18 protein-coding genes and 4 tRNA genes are annotated in these 20051 nt (G+C 68.9%); 8 read left to right on the top strand and 14 right to left on the bottom strand.

The window, feature by feature from the left end:
* Nucleotides 1-3: 3 nt before the first annotated feature.
* The 3 genes from V1318_RS16055 to V1318_RS16045 all read right to left on the bottom strand — a co-directional run bounded on the left by V1318_RS16055 (nt 4) and on the right by V1318_RS16045 (nt 1590).
* On the bottom strand, nt 4-345 hold the full coding sequence (locus V1318_RS16055) for a carboxymuconolactone decarboxylase family protein (protein WP_332940776.1): 342 nt from the start codon (nt 343-345) through the stop codon (nt 4-6).
* A gap of 62 nt (nt 346-407) precedes the next feature.
* Nucleotides 408-689 carry a hypothetical protein gene (locus tag V1318_RS16050; RefSeq protein ID WP_332940729.1) on the bottom strand — a complete coding sequence of 94 codons (282 nt, stop codon included), beginning with the start codon at nt 687-689 and terminating at the stop codon, nt 408-410.
* 127 nt (nt 690-816) lie between these two features.
* Nucleotides 817-1590 carry an SDR family oxidoreductase gene (locus V1318_RS16045; protein ID WP_332940728.1) on the bottom strand — a complete coding sequence of 258 codons (774 nt, stop codon included), beginning with the start codon at nt 1588-1590 and terminating at the stop codon, nt 817-819.
* A gap of 172 nt (nt 1591-1762) precedes the next feature.
* Here V1318_RS16045 and gcvA point away from each other — a divergent pair, with 172 nt between their 5' ends.
* Nucleotides 1763-2674, top strand: a complete 912-nt coding sequence (gene gcvA, locus V1318_RS16040) for a transcriptional regulator GcvA (RefSeq protein ID WP_332940727.1) — start codon at nt 1763-1765, stop codon at nt 2672-2674.
* 227 nt (nt 2675-2901) lie between these two features.
* Here the strand turns inward: gcvA and V1318_RS16035 are convergent.
* The 4 genes from V1318_RS16035 to V1318_RS16020 all read right to left on the bottom strand — a co-directional run bounded on the left by V1318_RS16035 (nt 2902) and on the right by V1318_RS16020 (nt 3338).
* Nucleotides 2902-2977, bottom strand: a tRNA-Lys gene (locus V1318_RS16035).
* A gap of 50 nt (nt 2978-3027) precedes the next feature.
* Nucleotides 3028-3104 (bottom strand) — tRNA-His (locus tag V1318_RS16030).
* A gap of 38 nt (nt 3105-3142) precedes the next feature.
* A tRNA-Arg gene (locus V1318_RS16025) sits at nt 3143-3219 on the bottom strand.
* A gap of 42 nt (nt 3220-3261) precedes the next feature.
* Nucleotides 3262-3338 (bottom strand) — tRNA-Pro (locus tag V1318_RS16020).
* Nucleotides 3339-3492: 154 nt separating this feature from the next.
* Here V1318_RS16020 and V1318_RS16015 point away from each other — a divergent pair.
* Nucleotides 3493-4251 (top strand): Bax inhibitor-1/YccA family protein, encoded by a 759-nt coding sequence (locus V1318_RS16015; RefSeq protein ID WP_332940726.1) that lies wholly within the window; start codon nt 3493-3495, stop codon nt 4249-4251.
* Nucleotides 4252-4317: 66 nt separating this feature from the next.
* Here V1318_RS16015 and V1318_RS16010 read toward each other — a convergent pair whose 3' ends face one another.
* From V1318_RS16010 to grxC, 5 genes are all read right to left on the bottom strand, one after another.
* Nucleotides 4318-5661: a Na+/H+ antiporter NhaC family protein gene (locus tag V1318_RS16010; protein WP_332940725.1), complete on the bottom strand. Its 1344-nt coding sequence runs from the start codon at nt 5659-5661 to the stop codon at nt 4318-4320.
* A gap of 223 nt (nt 5662-5884) precedes the next feature.
* Nucleotides 5885-6898 carry an isocitrate dehydrogenase gene (locus V1318_RS16005; protein WP_332940724.1) on the bottom strand — a complete coding sequence of 338 codons (1014 nt, stop codon included), beginning with the start codon at nt 6896-6898 and terminating at the stop codon, nt 5885-5887.
* Nucleotides 6899-7042: 144 nt separating this feature from the next.
* Entirely contained in the window at nt 7043-7492 is a 450-nt protein-coding gene (locus V1318_RS16000; RefSeq protein WP_332940723.1) for a hypothetical protein, read from the bottom strand.
* Between the two features lie 37 nt (nt 7493-7529).
* Nucleotides 7530-7931, bottom strand: a complete 402-nt coding sequence (locus V1318_RS15995; protein WP_332940722.1) for a carboxymuconolactone decarboxylase family protein — start codon at nt 7929-7931, stop codon at nt 7530-7532.
* Entirely contained in the window at nt 7928-8221 is a 294-nt protein-coding gene (gene grxC / locus V1318_RS15990) for a glutaredoxin 3 (RefSeq protein ID WP_332940721.1), read from the bottom strand. The genes V1318_RS15995 and grxC overlap by 4 nt, the downstream gene beginning before the upstream one ends.
* A gap of 227 nt (nt 8222-8448) precedes the next feature.
* Between grxC and V1318_RS15985 the strand changes: the two genes are divergently transcribed.
* From V1318_RS15985 to V1318_RS15960, 6 genes are all read left to right on the top strand, one after another.
* Nucleotides 8449-10089, top strand: a complete 1641-nt coding sequence (locus tag V1318_RS15985; protein WP_332940720.1) for a M48 family metalloprotease — start codon at nt 8449-8451, stop codon at nt 10087-10089.
* Nucleotides 10090-10314: 225 nt separating this feature from the next.
* Nucleotides 10315-11022 carry a phosphate regulon transcriptional regulator PhoB gene (gene phoB / locus V1318_RS15980; protein WP_332940719.1) on the top strand — a complete coding sequence of 236 codons (708 nt, stop codon included), beginning with the start codon at nt 10315-10317 and terminating at the stop codon, nt 11020-11022.
* An 11-nt stretch (nt 11023-11033) separates the two neighbouring features.
* A complete protein-coding gene (phoR, locus tag V1318_RS15975) occupies nt 11034-12383 on the top strand; it encodes a phosphate regulon sensor histidine kinase PhoR (RefSeq protein ID WP_332940718.1) in 1350 nt (449 codons plus the stop codon).
* 41 nt (nt 12384-12424) lie between these two features.
* Nucleotides 12425-14524 carry a polyphosphate kinase 1 gene (gene ppk1 / locus V1318_RS15970; protein WP_332940717.1) on the top strand — a complete coding sequence of 700 codons (2100 nt, stop codon included), beginning with the start codon at nt 12425-12427 and terminating at the stop codon, nt 14522-14524.
* Nucleotides 14521-16050: an exopolyphosphatase gene (gene ppx / locus V1318_RS15965; RefSeq protein ID WP_332940716.1), complete on the top strand. Its 1530-nt coding sequence runs from the start codon at nt 14521-14523 to the stop codon at nt 16048-16050. The genes ppk1 and ppx overlap by 4 nt, the downstream gene beginning before the upstream one ends.
* 101 nt (nt 16051-16151) lie before the next feature.
* Nucleotides 16152-16535 carry a hypothetical protein gene (locus V1318_RS15960; protein WP_332940715.1) on the top strand — a complete coding sequence of 128 codons (384 nt, stop codon included), beginning with the start codon at nt 16152-16154 and terminating at the stop codon, nt 16533-16535.
* 22 nt (nt 16536-16557) lie between these two features.
* Here V1318_RS15960 and mdoH read toward each other — a convergent pair whose 3' ends face one another.
* Entirely contained in the window at nt 16558-18447 is a 1890-nt protein-coding gene (gene mdoH, locus V1318_RS15955) for a glucans biosynthesis glucosyltransferase MdoH (protein ID WP_332940714.1), read from the bottom strand.
* Nucleotides 18448-18458: 11 nt separating this feature from the next.
* The gene (locus V1318_RS15950; RefSeq protein ID WP_332940713.1) at nt 18459-19982 is read right to left on the bottom strand and encodes a glucan biosynthesis protein; all 1524 of its coding nucleotides are present in this window, start codon (nt 19980-19982) and stop codon (nt 18459-18461) included.
* Between the last annotated feature and the right edge of the window lie 69 nt (nt 19983-20051).

The raw sequence follows: 20051 nt of genomic DNA, 5'->3' as shown, positions 1-20051 counted from the left end.
GGCTTACCTGACAGGCAGCTGCGCGTGGGCTTCGAGAACCCGTGCCGAGTAGGTCAACGCAGCGCCCGCGTTCAGGGCGATGGCGACGCCAAGCGCCTCGGATATCTCCTCCCGCGTGGCGCCGTGCTCCACCGCCTTCTTGGTGTGGAGGGAGATGCACCCATCGCAACGCGTCGTCACGGCTACAGCCAGCGCGATCAGTTCGTGGATCTTCGGCTCGAGGTGGCCGGTCTTTTCGGCGGCCTGATCGATCGCGACGAGACCGCGCATCACGTCAGGGCTCAGCTTGCCGTAATCGCCGACGCGTTCGAGGAGCGAAGCGCGATAGTTGTTCCAGTCTTGCATCATGGTGGGATTCTCAATTGGAGGAGATCTCGGGGAGCCGATCCGGGCCCGGAAACACGGCGTTAAGCGACCTGATAGATGCGCACGTCGGGCGCGGCATCGAGCAGCGGCTGGAGACCGCCGACGACATCCGTGGTGAACAACTCGCTGGTCAGGTAGGCACTCGCGTTCTGCGTGCTGTCGAAGCCGTGCAGCACCTGCACGTCCTCATCGCGCACCAGCAGCTCCTTCGACTTCGCGCCGGCGATCGTGTTGAGGAAAGGGGCTTTGTACTTTTGATAGATCGCCGCAGCGGCAGGCCGATTGGCATCGGCGATCTTCAGCGTGATTTGCAGGAAGGCCATGTTGCTTCTCCGATTGGCTGTTGGACGCACGAGCTCTTCGGCTGCCGCGCGGCCGTCAGCCGACCGCGCGACACCGCGGGTTGGTGCTGATTGAATTTCGCGAGACAGCGCCTCGCGTACTGCGGACTTAGTTGCGGCCGGCCATCACGCCGCCATCCACATCCCAGATCGAGCCGGTGACCCAGCTCGCCTTGTCCGACAGCAGGAAGGTGATCACCTCTGCCACGTCCTGCGGAGTGCCGACACGGCCGATCGGATGGAAGTTGTTGAAGCCCTGCAGCGCGCCATGCACCTCGGCCTTCGGGATGAAGCCTTCGTAGATCGGCGTCTGGACGACCGCCGGCGACACCGCGTTGACGCGGATGCCCTTCGGCGCCAGTTCCATGGCCAGGTGCTGGGTCAGCGAGTGCAGTCCGGCCTTGGCCATCGAGTAGGCCGACGACGGCGTGGCCGCGATGGCCTGCTTCGCCCACATCGAACCGATGTTGACGAAAGCGCCCTGGCGTTCCTTGGCGACCAGGTTGGCGGCGATCTTCTGCGTGACGAAGAAGAACGCCTTGTTCAATTTCATGTACTGGTCGTAGTCCGCGTCCTGGTGCTCCAGGAAGGGCTTCGGGAAGAACACACCCGCCGCGTTGACCAGCAGGTCAATGTCCGAATGCTGTTCGTCAATCGCCTGAAGCAGCGCAGCCAGCCCCGAGTCGCTGGACAGGTCGGCCGTCAGTGCCGCGACCGGGCCCAGCGCGGCCAGTTCGGCGCGAGCCTCCTCGGTCTTGTCCGCCCGGTGGCCCACGATGACCGCGCTGCCGCCTTCGGCGAGGACCATCCGCGCCGTCTGCAGGCCCATGCCGCTGGTGCCGCCGACGACCAGCAGCTTCTTGCCCTTGAATTGATTAGCCATGGTGAAAACCTCTGAACGCTGGAAGAAAAACTATTGATTGACCGGGCCAAAGGCCTTCGGCGCTAGCCGAGAGCCATGCGTAGTAGCCTTCGACGGGAAGGATTCTTCGCTTGCTTGCGCCTCGCGGCAAACGAGATAAAGTGTCCAAGCCTGATAGAAAACCTTTATCGCCATGAAGACGCCGGTTCATCTGAACGCCTTGCGTGCCTTCGAGGCCAGCGCCCGCCATCAGAGCTTTTCCGCGGCGGCGGCCGAGCTGCACGTCACGCCCGCCGCCGTCGGCCAACTCGTGCGCACGCTCGAAGACTGGCTGGGCACGCCTTTGTTCCATCGCGGCACCAGCGGCAAGGCGCGCCTGATTCCCACCGAAGCGGCAGAGCGTGCGCTACCGGATATACGTGCCGGTTTCGATCGGCTGGTGGTGGGTCTGGAGCGGCTCAAGGAGGAAGCGACGAGCGGCGTGTTGACTGTCACTGTCAGCCCCGCGTTTGCCGCGAAGTGGCTGCTGCCACGCATCGACAGGTTTCAAGCCGCTTGCCCTGATACGGATGTGCGCCTGGAAACCAGCCTCAAGCCGGTCGACTTCGTCGCCCAGCGCGTGGATATCGGCGTGCGCTATGGCACCGGTAACTGGCCGGGTCTCACGGCGGAAAAGCTGTTGGATGAGGAGATCTATCCGGCATGCTCACCGGAGTTGCTGCGAGAGCCGGGGCGTTCGCAAACCCCAAGTGACCTGGCGAAAGAAACCCTGATCCACGACCTGTCGATGGAAAGCCATGCAGGGTTTCCGTCCTGGAATGCGTGGCTGCAGCGAGCAGGCGTGACCAACGTGACCGCCACGCGCGGTATGAAGATCAACAATTCCGCGGCGGTGCTGCAGGCGGCGATTGAAGGGCACGGCATCGCTCTCGCACGTAGCGTGATGGCAGAGGATGATCTTGCGGCAGGCCGACTGGTACGCCTGTTTCCGGAAGTCGAATTCCCTTCCGCATTGGCGTACTACGTCGTCTATCGTCCCGAATGCTCCAGCTTGCCGAGACTGGTGGCGTTCCGCGATTGGCTGCTCAGAGAGGCCGTATCGTAGGGGCACGACGGCAGTGCAACGGGATTGGGCTGTGACGGCTTTGGGTCGAAAGCGGACATTAGCGCCCCGCCGCGGAAGTGGCCGCGTGGTCGGCGCACGCTCGATCAACTGCCCTGCTCCCCGCAGACTCCTGGCGCGCGTCGGTCGCGCGTTGCGCTGCGCGCTCCATTTTCCCGGACCGGGAAAAGAAAAAGCACCTAGGCTCGCGCCTAAGTGCTTGTTCGGATTGGTGGGCCGTCAAGGATTCGAACCTTGGACCTATTGATTAAGAGTCAACTGCTCTACCAACTGAGCTAACGGCCCGGTACATCAGGAGCGAAATTGTAGCAGAAGCTTTTCGGTCCTTACAACAATGGGGTGGCTGAGGGGACTCGAACCCCCGACATCTGGAATCACAATCCAGTACTCTAACCAGCTGAGCTACAGCCACCGTAAAACGTGAACGTACTGCGTAAATCGGTTGCGAATTGGCGCGCCCGGCGGGAATCGAACCCACAACCACCGGCTTAGAAGGCCGGTGCTCTATCCAGTTGAGCTACGGGCGCCAGTCGAACCATCTTAACTGACGCCCCAGCCTGCCAGCGGGATGGTCGGGGCAGAGGGATTCGAACCCACGACATCCAGCTCCCAAAGCTGGCGCTCTACCAGGCTGAGCTATACCCCGAGCCGGGACTCTCGTTGCGCGCCAACGCCGCGAAAGGTCGAGTAGTTTGGGCGGCACCGCCGCCGCTGTCAACGAGGCAGCGACGAAAACCGCCGGCGTGTATGCTCCCGGCATCGTGAACAACCGTTCATTCGGGACATCAGGGGGCAAAGGTATGCGCAGCGGAAATCCGGCATTGAAGGAATCGACCTTCCTCGACCTCGCCACCGGCTCGGTGGTCCAGGGCGACAGCCAGGCCATGAGCTTGAACGGCACGGTCAACAAGACCGGCCTGCTGTTGCTGCTGACCGTGATCACCGCGGCTTACGCCTGGAGCCAGATCCGCATCACCCCCGAGGGCGCGACCGGCCTGATGCCGTTCATGCTGATCGGCGGCCTGGGCGGCTTCGTCCTGGCCATGGTGACGGTGTTCAAGAAGACCTGGGCACCGGTGACCGCGCCGGCCTACGCGCTGGTCGAGGGCCTGTTCCTGGGCGCGATTTCGTCGATGTTCGAGGCGCGCTTTCCGGGCATCGTGATGCAGGCGGTGATGCTGACCTTCGGCACCCTGTTCGCCCTGCTGCTGGCCTACCGCTCCGGCCTGATCAAGGCCACCGAGAACTTCAAGCTGGGCGTGGCCGCCGCCACCGGCGGCATCTTCCTGCTGTACCTGGTCAGCTTCGGCATGAGCCTGTTCGGCAAGAACATCCCCTACATCCACGAATCGGGCCTGATCGGCATCGGCTTCAGCCTGTTCGTGGTGGTGGTGGCGGCGCTGAACCTGGTGCTGGACTTCGACTTCATCGAGACCGGCGTCGAGCAGCGCGCGCCCAAGTACATGGAGTGGTACGCCGCGTTCGGCCTGATGGTCACCCTGGTGTGGCTGTACATCGAGTTCCTGCGCCTGCTGTCGAAGCTGCAGTCGCGCAACTGAGCGCAGCGACAGCCGAAAAGAAAAGGGGCGCGATCGCGCCCCTTTTTTTCGTCCGCGCCCCGCCCCTCAGCCGCGCTCTTCGGCCGCCTGTGCCAGAGGCTGCGGCGCGCGCCTGCGCGAGGACCACAGCATGGCCAGGACCGTGATCGCGCCCAGCAGCCAGCTGTAGTGCACGCTGCCGGCCAGGGCCAGGGGCGAGACCGCGCCCAGCGAGGCGGCCAGCAGGATCTGCGCGCCGTACGGCAGCACGCCCTGGGTCACGCAGGCGAAGATGTCCAGCACGCTGGCCGCGCGCGCCGGCGGCACGCCGTGCTGCTGGGCGATGTCGCGGGCCAGGCCGCCGCTGATCAGGATCGCGACGGTGTTGTTGGCGGTGAACACGTCGGTGGTGGCCGACAGCGCGGCGATGCTGACCTCGCCCGCGCGCCGGCTCTTGTGCCCGCGCGCGAAACGGCCGATCGCCTGGGCCAGCCAGGCCAAGCCGCCGGTGGCCTTCATCAAAGCGCCCAGGCCGCCGACCAGGAGCGACAGCAGGGTGATCTCGACCATGCTCTCGAAACCGTCCCAGATGTGCCCGGCGTAGGCCGCCAGGCCGAAATCCTCGGCCAGGACGAAGCCGAAGCCGCCGGCCACCAGCAGGCCCACGCTCAGCACCACGATCACGTCGACGCCGGCCAGGGCCAGGCCCAGCACGACCAGGTAGGGCAGGATCAGCCAGGCCGAGACCGGCTCCAGCGGCGCCACCGGCGCGGTCTCGCCGACGAAGCCGAGCACGACCAGGGTCAGCAGCGCGGCCGGCAGGGCCAGCTTGAGGTTCTCGCGGAACTTCTCGCGCATGCTGCAGCCCTGGGTGCGGCTGGCGACGATGGCGGTGTCGGAGATCACCGACAGGTTGTCGCCGAAGGTGGCGCCGCCGATCACCGCGCCCAGCACCAGCGCACGATCCAGGCCGGAGGCGTCGGACACGCCCAGGGCGATCGGGGCGACCGCGGCGATGGTGCCCATCGAGGTGCCCAGCGACAGCGAGATGAAGCCGGCGACCAGGAACAGGCTGGGCAGCAGCAGGGCCGGATGCACGTGGCCGATGCCGAGCGAGACGATCGCGTCGACCGCGCCGATCGCCTTGGACACTTCGACGAAACCGCCGGCGAGCAGGAAGATCAGGCACATCAGCACCACGTTGCTGTCGCCCATGCCCTCCAGCAGCGTGTCCAGCGGCTTGAGCTTGCGGCGCCAGGCGATGAAGGCCGCCAGCGCCAGCGCGGGCAGGATCGCCACCGGCGCGCGCAGTTGGTAGAAGCCCATGGCCTCGCCGTGGGCGGTGAAGTAGATCCCCGCGCCGAAGAACAGCGCCAGGAACAGCAGCAGCGGCGTCAGCGCGAGCGCGCTGGGGCGGACCGGGGCATTCATCGCTTCATCCGAATGGAACTAATGAACTATCTATTTTGCGGTGCAACATGGGCGCTGTCGAGGGCCGTGCCGGGCCCAGTGGCGCCCGGCGGTTCAGGCTGGGCATCAGCGGACGGGCCGGCCCCGCCCCACTCCGCCTCCCGCCAGCGGGAGCAGGCTTCAAGCCTCTAAAACGCAACGAGGCGCCCGAAGGCGCCCCGTGGCGGTACCGCATGCGCCCGAATCAGGCGGCGGCGCGGCTGGCGATGGCCTTGGCGAAGGACATGGTATTGCCCTCGCCGCCCAGGTCCGGGGTCAGCGAATCCTTGGCTTCGAGCGTGGCGATGATGGCCTCGCGCAGCTTGGTCGCCTTCTCGGGCTGGCCGATGTGGTCCAGCAGCTGGGCCGCGCCCAGCAGCAGGGCGCAGGGGTTGGCCTTGCCCTGGCCGGCGATGTCCGGCGCGGTGCCGTGCACGGCCTCGAAGATCGCCGCGTCGGTGCCGATGTTGGCGCCCGGGGCCAGGCCCAGGCCGCCGACCAGACCGGCGCACAGGTCGGAGATGATGTCGCCGAACAGGTTGGTGGTGACGATGATGTCGAACTGCTCCGGACGCATCACCAGCTGCATGCAGGTGTTGTCCACGATCATCTCGTTGCACTGGATGTCCGGGTACTGCTGCGCCACTTCGCGCGCGGTCTTCAGGAACAGGCCCGAGGTCGACTTCAGGATGTTGGCCTTGTGCACCACGGTGACCTTCTTGCGGCCGGTCTTGCGGGCCAGGTCGAAGGCGTAGCGCACGATGCGCTCGGAGCCGCGGCGGGTGATCTTCTGCACCAGGGTGGCGGTCTCGCCGTCCGCGGTCAGCGACTGGCCTTCGCCGATGTAGGCGCCTTCGGTGTTCTCGCGCACGGTGATCAGATCCACGCCCGAGGGGAAGCGCGACTTGGTGTTCGGGAACGACTTGGCCGGACGCACGTTGGCGTACAGGTCGAAGCGCTTGCGCAGTTCGACGTTGATCGAGCTGAAGCCCTCGCCGACCGGCGTGGTCAGCGGGCTCTTCAGGGCGATGCGGTTCTTGCGGATCGAGTCCATGGTCGAAGCCGGCAGCAGCTCGCCGTGCTTCTCCAGCGCGACCAGGCCGGCATCGGCGAATTCGTAGGACAGGCCGACGTTCATCGCGTCGAGCACGTGCAAGGTGGCGTCCATGATCTCCGGGCCGATGCCGTCGCCACGGATGACCGTAATGGTTTGCGTCATGAGGGAGTTCTTCCAGCAATAGGGCGCGGCGCAAGCGGCGCGGCGCACGAGGTGTGAGCCCCGTAATTATGCCGGAAGCGGCCCCGGCCTGCATTCGGCTGCGTATTGGACGATGGTCGGGTGGACGCGCCCGGGCGCTGAAAGCTAGGCGGGACGGGGCTGCGCCGGGCCGGGACGCGCGAATGTCGCGTTCATGCTTCGGCCAGCCTTGCCGCGCGCCAGCTCGACGCGCGAGGGCGCCCGCCCCCCCCGGCAGCGCCGTAGGGTGTGGTGAGCGCATGCGAACCGCACCGCCGCGCCATTTCGGCCCATGGCGATGGTGCGGTTGTCACCGCACCCTACGAGCGACGCGGGCAGGCCGTTCATGGGCAGCCGTAGGGTGTGGTGAGCGCATGCGAACCGCGCCGCCGCGCCATTTCGGCCCATGGCGATGGTGCGGTTGTCACCGCACCCTACGAGCGACGCGGGCAGGCCGTTCTTGGGCAGCCGTAGGGTGTGGTGAGCGAATGCGAACCGCGCCGCCGCGCCATTTCGGCCCATGGCGATGGTGCGGTTGTCACCGCACCCTACGAACGACGCGAGCAGGCCGTTCATGGGGCAGCGCCGCTACGGACGCCACCCCGCCTTCGCCTCAGCCGTGATCGTGGCCCGCCGGGGCCGCGGCCTCGCCCTGTTCCAGCCGGTCGAGGAAATCGACCGCGCGGCGCAGATGCGGGATCACGATCGAGCCGCCGACCACCAGGCCGACCGAGAAGGCTTCGAACATTTCGTCGCGGTTGACCCCGGCTTCCTTGCATTGGGCCACGTGGTAGCTGATGCAGTCGTCGCAGCGCAGCACCATCGAGGCGACCAGGCCCAGCAGCTCCTTGGTCTTCAGGTCCAGCGCGCCGGGCTGGTAGGTCTGGGTGTCGAGGGCGAAGAAGCGCCGCACGACCTGGTTGGGCTCGGCCAGGATGCGTTCGTTCATGCGCTTGCGGAACGCGGTGAACTCGGCCACGCGGTCCTTTTCGCCCGTATCGTCGGCCGCGCTCATGCCGCACCCGCCAGAAGAGGTTCGAGGCCGCCGGCGCGATGCAGGGCGATCATGTCGTCGTAGCCGCCCACGTGGGTGCCGCGGATGAAGATCTGCGGCACGCTGGTGCGCCGGGTCAGGCTCATCATCTTCTCGCGCTGGGCCGGGTCCAGGTCGATCCGGACCTCGGTCCAGGCCTCGCCCTTGCTCTTGAGGAAGTTCTTCGCGGCCACGCAATAAGGGCAGATCGCGGTGGTGTAGATCACGATCTTCTCGGGCGCTTCGGACGGCGCGGTATCGGTGACGCTCAAGACGGTTCTCCTGATGAAACTCGGCGGGGTGCTTGCGGTCGAATATGGGCCCGCAGGCTGCGCCATTAAACCGCGCCCGCGGAACGCTGTCGTCCACCGGCGCCGTCCAGGGGCCCGTGGGAGGCTCCAATTAATGGACGATTCACACCGCCGGGCATGGCGGACCGCATCCTGCCGTGCGAACGTGCACTGCCGTCCGCGACCACCCGCGACCGAGGAACGCCTGCTTGCGCCGCATCGCCCTGCTCTCCGCCGCCATCACCCTCGCCGTCGCCAGCCTTTGCGCGCCGGCCCAGGATTCGAGCCTGCCCGACATCGGCTCGTCCGCGGGCGAACTGCTGACCCCGGCCCAGGAGCGCGAATACGGCGCCATGTTGCTGGCCCAGCTGCGCCACTACGACTATCTGCTGGAAGATCCGCTGATCAACAGCTGGCTGGACACCCTGGGCACGCGGCTGGCCGCCAGCAGCGACCGCCCGCGCCAGCCCTTCACCTTCTTCGTGATGCGCCAGCGCCAGATCAACGCCTTCGCCACCCTGGGCGGCTACATCGGCGTCAACGTCGGCCTGGTGCTGGCGGCCGAGCGCGAGGACGAAGTGGCCGCGGTGCTGTCGCACGAAATCGCCCACGTCACCCAGCAGCACGTGCTGCGCGGGGTCGAGCGCGCCCAGCGCGACCAGTTGCCTATCCTGCTGGCCATGCTGGGCGCGATCGTCGCGGCCCAGGCCGCCGGCGGCAATTCCGCCGACGACGCCGCCCAGGCGGCGATGGTGTCGGCGATGGGCCTGATGCAGCAGCGCCAGATCGACTACACCCGTTCCAACGAATCCGAGGCCGACCGCCTGGGCATCCAGACCCTGGCGCGCAGCCAGTACGACCCGACCGCGATGGCCGATTTCTTCGCCAAGATGCAGGCCAAATCGCGCAGCAACGCGGCCGGCTATTTCGGTCCCACCCCCGACTACCTGCTGACCCACCCGGTCACCACCACCCGCATCAGCGAGGCCAAGGCACGCGCCGAGCAGATCGCGCGCAGCACCGTGGTCGCGACCACCACCACCCCGAACGCGACCCGCAGCGAGCGCATCCCCAAGAACGGCTACAGCCTGCCCGGCGACGCGCGCGGGCTGGACAACCCGCTGCTGCCCAGCTCGCTGCGCCTGCAGGGCTATGCGCTGTCCGGCGGCGACACCGGCCAGTTCGAGTTCGCGCGCGAACGCATGCGCGTGCTCAGCGCCGAGTCGGCGCGCGACGCGATCGCCGAGTACGAGCGCCTGGGCAAGGTCAAGCTCGACGATGCCCAGCGCTACGGGCTGGCGGTGGCGCGCATGCGCGCCAACCAGGCCGGCGCCGCGGCGCCGGTGTTCGCCGAACTGCTGGAGCAGCACCCCGGCCACCTGTGGCTGAGCCTGGCCTTGAGCGAGGCCGAAGCGCTCAGCGGCAAGACCGCCTCGGCCGACGCCCGTTTCGAGTCCCTGCTGCGGCAGATGCCCAACAACCGCGCCGTGGCCCTGACCTACGCGCGCACCCTGTCCGAGCGCAACACGCTGGAGGCCGGCAAGCGCGCCCAGGCCGTGCTGCGCCCCCTGCTGGGCGCGTCCAGCGAGGATGCCCTGTTCCAGCAGGCGTTCGCACGCGCCTGCGAGATCGCGGGCGACCCGATCCGCGCCGGCGAGGCCTATGCCGAGGCCGCCTACCTGGGCGGGCGCCCGGAACAGGCCCTGGTCCAGCTGAACACGCTCAAGAAGCGTCCGGAGCTGGATTACTACGCCCGCGCCCGCATCGAGGCGCGGATCGCCGCGATCACCCCGACCGTGCTGGAGCTGCGCCGCCAGGGCGTGAAGGACGAGGACCTGCGCAGGCGCTAAGCGCCCGCGCCCGCGCCTGGGGATCAGGGATAGGGGGACTTGTCACAGTCCCGCCGCGGCGCATACACCCGCCAACCGCCGCGGTTTTGCCCACCGAATCCCCAATCCCGAATCCCCAATCCCGGCCTTTAAGACATTGTCACGCGGGCGTCACAAAACGGTAGTGTACTGGCGCGGTTTCAGGCAGCCCTGTTCCAGCCCCGCCTCCACTCCCCCGGTGACCGCGTGCAGAAGCGCATCCTCATAGTCGAAGACGAACCCGCCATCCGCGACATGGTGTCCTTCGCCCTGCGCAAGGGCGAATACGACCCGATCCATGCCGGCGACGCGCGCGAGGCCCAGGCGGCGATCGCCGACCGCGTCCCCGACCTGATCCTGCTGGACTGGATGCTGCCCGGCACCAGCGGCCTGGAGCTGGCCCGGCGCTGGCGCAAGGAATCGCTGACCCGCGAGATCCCGATCATCATGCTGACCGCGCGCGGCGAAGAGAACGACCGCGTCGGCGGGCTCGAGGCCGGCGTCGACGATTACGTGGTCAAGCCGTTCTCGGCGCGCGAGCTGCTGGCGCGGATCCGCGCCGTGCTGCGGCGCTCGCGCGAGGACGACGAGGACGGCAGCGTCGGCATCGGCCCGTTGCGCATCGACGGCGCCGCCCACCGCGTGTTCGCCCAGGGCGACGGCGGCGACCAGGCCGTGCAGATCGGCCCCACCGAATACCGCCTGCTGCACTTCTTCATGACCCATCCGGAGCGGGTGTACTCGCGCACCCAGCTGCTGGACCACGTCTGGGGTGGCAGCGTCTACGTGGAAGAGCGCACGGTCGACGTGCACATCCGCCGCCTGCGCAAAACCCTGGAGCCGCACCACCTCGACGGCATGGTCCAGACGGTACGCGGCGCCGGTTATCGTTTTTCTGCCTCACTCGCCGCGTAAGCTTGGCGGGTATGCCACCCCGCGCCCGATCCGCCTGGTTCCGCACCCTGGGACAGCTGCTGCTGATCCTGGTCGCCGCGGCCGTGGCCGGGCTGCTGATCGGCCAGCCCTGGCCGACCGTGACCCTGGCCGCGCTGGGCGTGGTCGCCTGGCACTACTGGCGGCTGCGCAGCGTGCTGATCCGGCTGACCGCGCGCCAGCGCCTGACCCCGCCGCTGGGCGAAGGCATCTGGAACGAGCTCGACCGCCTGCTGCACCGCAGCCAGGCCGAGATGCGCGGGCGCAAGCGCCGCCTGATCGAAATGCTGCGCGCCTACCGCGCCGCCGCCGCCGCCCTGCCCGACGCGATCGTGGTGGTGGAGCGCAACAGCCAGCGCATCCAGTGGTTCAACGAGGCCGCCAACGGCCTGCTCGGCCTGCGCTACCCGCGCGATATCGGCGGCTCGCTTTCGCAGAAGCTGCAGCCGCTGCAGCTCGCCCACTGGCTGGCCGCGGGGCGTAACGCCGAGCCGCTGGAAGCCGCCTCGCCCTGGAATCCGGCCGCCACCCTGAGCCTGCGCCTGATCCCGTACTCGGAAAACCTGTGGCTGCTGGTCGCGCGCGACGTCAGCCGCCTGCTCCAGCTGGAGCAGATGCGCCGCGACTTCGTCGCCAACGTCTCGCACGAACTGCGCACGCCGCTGACCGTGGTCCACGGCTATCTGGACATGCTGGACCCGGCCGAACACCCGGACTGGGCGCCGATGCTGGCCGAGATGCAGCGCCAGTCGCAGCGCATGACCCAGTTGGTCGAGGACCTGCTGATGCTGTCGCGGCTGGAATCGCAGGACAGCCTGCCGGCCGAGGAGACCGTGGTCATGTCCTCGATGCTGTCCACGCTCAAGCGCGAGGCGGTGGCGCTGAGCCAGGGCCGTCACGAAATCGCGATGGAGGACCTGGCCGGGGTCGACCTGTGGGGCTCCAACAAGGAGCTGCACAGCGCCTTCTCCAACCTGGTCAGCAACGCCATCCGCTACACCCCGGCCGGCGGCTCGATCCGGATCCGCTTCCGTCCCGAGCACCAGGGCCTGGGCCGCGGCGTGGTGCTGGAAGTGATCGACAGCGGCTACGGCATCCCGGCCGCGCACCTGCCGCGCATCACCGAACGCTTCTACCGCGTGTCCACCAGCCGTTCGCGCGAGAGCGGCGGCACCGGCCTGGGCCTGTCCATCGTCAAGCACGTGCTCAACCTGCACCAGGCGCGCCTGGAGATCGCCAGCGAAGTCGGCCGCGGCAGCAGCTTCGCCTGCCACTTCGGCACCGACCGGGTGCGCAGCCGCGACAACGCCTACTTCGATACCCTGCCCGACGTTCTGCCCTGATGCATCCCAGCGCGCCCCATCCGTCGAGTCCCGAGTCCGCCATGAACGCCGCCCTCACCAACGCGCTGCCCGACGCCAATCACGACGGCGACCCGCTGCGCGACCACAGCCTGTACTTCAACCGCGAGCTGTCGCAGCTGGACTTCAACTTCCGCGTGCTGGCGCAGGCGCAGGACCCGCAGGTGCCGCTGCTGGAGCGGCTGAAATACCTGTGCATCTCCTGCACCAACCTCGACGAGTTCTTCGAGATCCGCGCCGGCACCCTGCGCCACGCCCAGGACCTGGGCCTGATCCCCGGCGCCGACGGGCTGCCGCCGTCGACCGTGCTGTCGCGCATCCACGACCGCGCCGCCGAGCTGGTCAAGGCCCAGTACGAATGTTGGAACGAGGTGGTCCGGCCGGCGCTGCGCGACGCCGGAGTGCGCGTGCTCGGCCGCGACTCCTGGAACGCCGCCCAGACCCGCTGGCTGCGCGCCTACTTCCGCGACGAGATCATGCCGGTGCTGTCGCCGCTGGGCCTGGACCCGGCGCATCCGTTCCCGAAGATCCTCAACAAATCGCTCAACATCGTGGTGGTGCTGGAAGGCAAGGACGCGTTCGGCCGCGCCGGCAACCTGGCCATCGTGCGCGCGCCGCGCTCGCTGCCGCGCATCATCCAGATGCCGGAGAACGTCTCCGGCGGCAAGCACGACTTCGTGTTCCTGTCCTCGGTGCTGTCGACCTTCGTCGACGAGCTGTTCCCGGGCATGGAGGTCAAGGGCGCCTACCAGTTCCGCGTGACCCGCAACTCCGAGCTGCTGGTGGACGAGGAGGAGGTCGACAACATCGCCCTGGCCCTGCGCGACGAGCTGGTCGGCCGCGGCTACCTGCGCGCGGTGCGCCTGGAGATCGCCGAGCAGTGCCCCAAGCCGATCGTGCGCAGCCTGCTGGAGAACTTCGACCTGCCCGAGAACGCGGTCTACCGCATCAACGGGCCGGTCAACCTCAACCGCGTGATCCAGGTCTACGACCTGGTCCAGCGCCCCGAGCTCAAGTTCCCGCCCTACCAGCAGCGCCTGCTGCCGGGCATAGAGAGCATGTTCGAGAAGGTCGGCAACGGCGACGTGCTGCTGCACCACCCCTTCGAAGCCTTCACCCCGGTGCTGGAGCTGATCCGCCAGGCCGCCGAAGACCCCAACGTGCTGGCGATCAAGCAGACCCTGTATCGCGCCGGCAAGGATTCGCCCATCGTCGAGCAGCTGGTCCAGGCCGCGCGCAACGGCAAGGACGTCACCGTGGTGGTGGAACTGCGCGCGCGCTTCGACGAGGAGGCCAACCTCGGCCTGGCCGACCGTCTGCAGGAAGCCGGCGTGCAGGTGGTGTACGGCGTGGTCGGCTACAAGACCCACGCCAAGATGCTGCTGATCGTGCGCCGCGAGGGCCGTAAGCTACGCCGCTACGTGCACCTGGGCACCGGCAACTACCACAGCGGCACCGCGCGCGCCTACACCGACTTCGGCCTGATCACCGCCGATCCGGACATCGGCAACGACGTGCACCTGATCTTCCAGCAGCTGTCCGGCCTGGCGCCGTCGCTGAAGCTCAAGCGCCTGCTGCAATCGCCGTTCACCCTGCACGCCGGCGTGCTGATGCGCATCGACCGCGAGACCAAGCACGCGCGCGCCGGCAAGCCCGCGCGCATCGTCGCCAAGATGAACGCCCTCAACGAGCCGCAGGTGATCCGCGCGCTCTACCAGGCCTCGCAGGCCGGCGTGCAGATCGACCTGATCGTGCGCGGCGCCTGCACCCTGCGCCCGGGCGTGCCGGGCGTGTCCGACAACATCCGGGTGCGCTCGATCGTCGGCCGCTTCCTCGAGCACCACCGCGTCTACTGGTTCGGCAACGACGGCGAGCCCGACCTGTTCTGCTCCAGCGCCGACTGGCTGGAACGCAACCTGCTGCGCCGCGTCGAGACCGGCTTCCCCATCCTCGACCCAGCCCTGGCCGAACGCGTCTACGACGAAGCCCTGAGCAACTACCTGGCCGACAACCTCAGCGCCTGGGAACTGCGCGCCGACGGCGAGTACGAGCGGGTCGTGCCGCAGGGCGACGCCATGCCCCATTCCGCACAAGCCACGTTATTGGCGAAAATCTGCGGATGAACGACGCCTACCCGACCACCGCCCTGCCGCTCCAGGACGGCGACCTGCTCGCCGCCGTCGACCTGGGCTCGAACAGTTTCCACATGGTGGTCGCGCGTTACGTGCTGGGCCAGCTGCGCACCGTCGACCGCCTGCGCGAGACCGTGCGCATGGCCGAGGGCCTGGACCGCAAGGGCGGCCTGGCCCCGGACGTGCGCCAGCGCGCGCTGGAATGCCTGTCGCGCTTCGGCCAGCGCATCCGCGACGTGCCGCCGCAACGGGTGCGCGCGATCGCGACCAACACGGTGCGCCGCCTGGCCGCGCCGCAAAGCTTCCTGATGCCGGCCGAAACCGCGCTGGGCCACGCCATCGAAGTGGTCGCCGGCCGCGAAGAGGCGCGCCTGATCTACCTCGGCGTGGCCCACGCCCAGCCGTCCAAGCCGGGCGACCTGCGCCTGGTGATCGACATCGGCGGCGGTTCCACCGAATGCATCATCGGCAGCGGCTTCGAGGCCATCGAGCGCGAAAGCCTGCAGCTGGGCTGCATCGCCACCACCCGCCGCTTCTTCGAGAACGGCAAGCTGTCGAAGAAGAAGTGGCGCGACGCGCTCACCGAAGTCACCGCCGAGTTCCAGCAGTTCGCCGGCACCTACCGCGCGCTGGGCTGGCAGGAAGCGCTGGGCTCGTCGGGCACCAACAAGGCCATCGGCGAGATCTGCGCGGCCATGAAGCTGACCAAGGGCGCGGTCACCGCCGAGGCCCTGCCGGTGGTGCGCGACCGCCTGCTGCAGGCCGAGCGCATCGAGCTGATCGACCTGCCGGGCCTGTCCGCCGACCGCCGCCCGGTGATCGCCGGCGGCATCCTGGTGCTGGAAGCCGCATTCAACGCGCTCGGCCTGAGCCGGATGGCGGTGAGCAAGGCCGCGATGCGCGAAGGCGTGCTCTACGACATGCTCGGCCGCGGCGGCGCGGACGACCCGCGCGACGCTTCGGTGGCCGCGCTGATGCAACGCTACGGCATCGACGAAGGCCAGGCCGCGCGCGTGGAAGGCACCATGCTGCGCCTGTTCGACCAGGTCGCCGGCGCCTGGGCGCTGGACCCGGACGACCGCCTGATGCTGCAGCGCGCCGCGCGCCTGCACGAGCTCGGCCTGGCGATCGCGCACAGCCAGTACCACGTGCACGGCGCCTACGTGGTCGAGCACTCCGACATCTCCGGCTTCTCGCGCCAACAGCAGCAGTTCCTGGCCGCGCTGGTGCGCACCCATCGCCGCGGCATCCCCAAGAGCGCCTTCGACGCCCTGCCCGACCGCCTGCTCGCCAGCGCGCGCCGCAGCGCGGCCCTGTTGCGCCTGGCGGTGCTGCTGCACCGCGCCCACGAGGGCGATCCGATTCCGCAGCTGGACGCGCATGCCGACGGCAATACCCTGACCCTGACCGTGTCCAAGCGCTGGCTGGATTCGCGTCCGCTGGTGCGCGCCGATCTCGAGGGCGAGCCGCAGGACGCGGTCGGGCTGGGCATCTCGCTCAAGCTGCTGGCGGCCTGAGCCCGGCGGTAGTGCGAGCGCGGTCACGCGCGGCCGCGCGCGCGATTGCGCGCACGGCGGCGCTCGCCGATCATGCCGGCGTCTGCGACCCGGATCCGCCCATGCCGCCTTCCCGCCTCCGTTCCGCCCTGGCCTGGGGCACGCTGCTGTCCGCCGCTTCCGCGCTGGGGGCCTGCGACGCGCAACAGAAAACCGGCGCCGCCGTCGATGCCGATCTGCCCAAGACCACCGCGCCCGCCGCGGACGGCGCGAACGCCAGCCGCACGCTGTACCTGCTCGACGACGGCCGCGTGTACAGCCCGCAAGGTCCGCTGGAACTGCCGCTGGCGGTCCGCGAGCTGGGCCCGGCCGCGACCACCGAGGTGATCCTGCAGGGCTGCAAGGCCGATATCGACTACCGCTACATCGCCTTCGCCCTGCGCACGCTCAAGGCCAGCGGTTACGAGCGCATCACCCTCAAGGGCGGCGGCGCCGACTGCCGCTGAGCGCGCTTGGCGCGATGCCGCTTCACGGCGGCGTCCGCGGCCCGCGTCGCAGTTCCGCCGCGCGCCGCAGCACCTGCGGCGGGGCGATTTCCTCGGGCGTGCGGAAAATGCCGACCCGGCGCAGCCAGCGCCCCGGCGCGCGCGCCGAGGTCAGGGCCACGATCGGCATCGCCAGCAGCAGGCCGGCGATCACCGGCGACATCCACGCCGTCAGCGACGGCGACACCGCGTAGGACATGCCCAGCGCCAGCACGCCCAGCAGGGTCGCCCCGCCGTAGCTGCGCACCAGCCCCGACAGCGGCAGGGTGCCGTCGTCGCGACGCTGCGATTCCCAGCCCGAATCCTTGCCCGCCAGCACCTCGGCGATGCCGCGCGACTGCACGTACATGGTCACCGGCGCCATCAGCGCGGCCAGCAGGGTTTCCAGCAGCATGCTCAGCGCGGCGCGCAGGACGCCGCCGCAACCGCGCCGGGTCGCCGCGTCCGTCATCGAGGCCACGTAGCCCATCAGCTTGGGCGCCAGCAGCACGGCCATGGTCGCCACGAACACCCAGGTGAAACGCTCCGGGTCCTGCTCGCGCCAGTACTGGGTCGGCGAGAAGCCCGGCAGCGAGATCTGGCTCCAGACGAAGCCGGCGCGCTCCAGCGGAATCGCCAGGCCGATCAGCATCAGCATCGCCCACATCGGCGCGGTGAAGTAATGGCCGATGCCGATCAGCAGATGCCAGCGGCTGACCCAGTGCAGGCCGCGCGCCGGCAGCACCGCCGAGTGCTGCAGGTTGCCCTGGCACCAGCGGCGGTCGCGCACCAGCATGTCGGTCAGCGAGGGCGGTCCCTCTTCGTAGCTGCCGGCCAGCCCCGGCACCATGTGCAGCGCCCAGCCGCCGCGCCGCAGCAAGGCGGCCTCGACGAAGTCGTGGCTGAGCACGGTGCCGCCGAAGGGGCGATAGCCGCGCAACTCGGGCAGGCCCGCGTGGGCGGCGAAGGCGGCGGTGCGGATGATCGCGTTGTGGCCCCAGTAGTTGCTCTCGGCGCCGTGCCACCAGGCCACGCCGTGGGCGATCACCGGACCGTACACGCGCCCGGCGAACTGCTGCATGCGCGCGAACAGGGTGTTGCCGTTGACGATCATCGGCAGGGTCTGGATCAGGGCCACGTCGGCATGGCGCTGCATGGCCGCGGCCAGGCGCACGATCACCTCGCCGGTCATCAGGCTGTCGGCGTCCAGGATCAGCATCTGCGGATAGGCGCCGCCGAAACGCCGTACCCATTCGGCGATGTTGCCGGCCTTGCGCTCGGCGTTGTCGTCGCGGCGGCGGTAGAACAGGCGCTGGTGCCCGCCGGTGCGCTCGCGCAGGGCCGCGAAGGCCTCGCGTTCGGCCTGCGCGATCGGTTCGCGGGTGGTGTCGCTGAGCACGAAGAAATCGAACCGTTCGAGCTGCCCGGTCGCGGCCACCGATTCGTAGATCGCCTGCAGGCCGGCCATCAGCCGCTGCGGATCCTCGTTGTAGGTCGGCATCAGCAAGGCGGTGCGCACGCCGGGTTCCGGCAGCGGCCCGGCCTCGCCCAGACCCAGGCGCGCGCGCCGGCGCGAGACGATCTGGACGAAACCGGCCAGGGCGCTGAAGAAGGCCAGCGCGATCCAGGCGAACAGCGCCACGAACAGCATCAGCAACAGCGCCTCGAGCACGTTGATGCCGTTGCCGCGCAGCACCCACCAGATCTGGTAGGCCGCTACGAAGGTCATCAGCGCCGATCCGCCGAGGATGTAGCCGCGCCGCCAGGCCATGCCGCGCGGCTCGGTGGGCAGGCGCGGATTGGCCAGCGCGCCCTCGCCCAGCGACTGGATCGGCATCTCCAGCGGCGTCTCGGGCGGCAGGATCGTCGCGACGTCGACGGCGGTCGCGTTCATGTCCGCCGTGCTCATGCGGTCCAACGATAGAGCCAGATTTCGGACAGGGGGCCGCGCGCGTCTTCCAGGCGCATGCGCAATTCGACGCTGCGTTCCTGCCCGGGCTCGAGCTCGAACGCCACGCGCCAGCTGCCCGGCGCGGGCATCGCATGCGCGACCACGTTGGCGACCTTGCCCTTGGAGGCCGAGACCACCGCGCGCGGTTCGCTGCCGGCCGGCAAGCGCGCGAGCGCGCCGCCGGCCAGGTCGATCACCACCCGCCGCGCGCCCTTGCCGCCGGCGCCGATGCGCGTGCCCGCGACCGTGGCCAGCTGCGGCAGCCATTCGTGGCGGTCGCACCAGTGCAGGCGGTAGTCGAAACGGTGTTCGCGCCCGGCCGCCAGCGCCTGCGCCGGACGCCAGTAGGCGACGATGTTGTCGTGGAATTCGTCGGCGGTCGGGATCTCGATCAGGCGCACGCTGCCCTCGCCCCAGTCGCCGACCGGCTCCACCCACAGGCTGGGCCTGCGCTCGTAGTGGGCCTCGCTGTCGGCGTAGTCGGCGAACTCGCGCTTGCGCTGCATCAGGCCGAAGCCGCGCGGCGCGCGGTCCTCGAACGCGCTTTCCTGCAGCACCGAGGGATTGTGCAGCGGGCGCCAGATCTGCTCGCCGCGGCCGTTGATCAGGGCCAGGCCGTCGGAGTCGTGCACGGCCGGGCGGTAGTCGTCGATGCCGTTGCGGTCGTTGGCGTCGAACTGGTACATGCTGGTCAGCGGCGCGATGCCGGCGCGGTCCAGGCTCACGCGCGGATACAGGCGCATGCTCACGTCGAACACGGTTTCCGCGCCCGGCACGATCGCGAAGCGGAACGCCGCCGCCGCGCTCGGGCTGTCCATCAGCGCATGCACGATCGCGCCGCGCGCATCGCGCGCGGGCCGCTCCAGCCAGAACGCGCGGAACACCGGAAATTCCTCGCCGGCCGGGTCGGCGGTCTTGATCGCCAGGCCGCGCGCGGACAGCCCATAGGCCTGGCCCTTGGCGACCGCGCGGAAATAACTCGCGCCGAGAAAGGCGCAGACCTCGTCGAAATACTCGGGCCGGTTGAGCGGCGCGTGCAGGCGGAAACCGGCGTAGCCCAGATCGTTCTCGCTGGGCGCGCTCACGCCCTCGAAGCGGAACTGCGAAGGCCGGTAGGTCACCGCCTGGGCGCGGCCGTCGCTGACCTCGTATACGTCGACGCGGTCGCGGAAAAAGAAGCCGCGATGGAAGAACTGGGCCTGGAACGGCAGGCCGAGGCCGCGCCACAGCGCCTGGTCGGGGTTGTAGCGGATGCCGCGGTACTGGTCGTAACCGATCTTCTCCAGCGAGGCGGGCAACTGCTTGGACTGCGGCTTGAAGGCCTGCGCGGCCAGGGCGCGCGCGAGCGCCGGCACGGTGTCCTCGCCGAACGCGGCGGACGCGGGCGTCGCCGCGGTCTTGGCCGCGCGCGCATCCGCGCCCCACAGGCCCAGCAAGGGCCACGACAATCCGGCCAGGATCACTTCTCTTCGGCGCATGCGCGCTCCCATCGATTACGTCTGGGCGCGATTGTAGGGAGTGAGTTGTTAAGGAAGCCGCGATTTGCG

Origin of the sequence: Lysobacter sp. CCNWLW3 (assembly GCF_036697405.1) — a bacterium.
Lineage (GTDB): Bacteria > Pseudomonadota > Gammaproteobacteria > Xanthomonadales > Xanthomonadaceae > Lysobacter.
The sequence above is the reverse complement of the archived record's forward strand: the minus strand, read 5'-3'. Positions and strand labels throughout refer to the sequence as shown.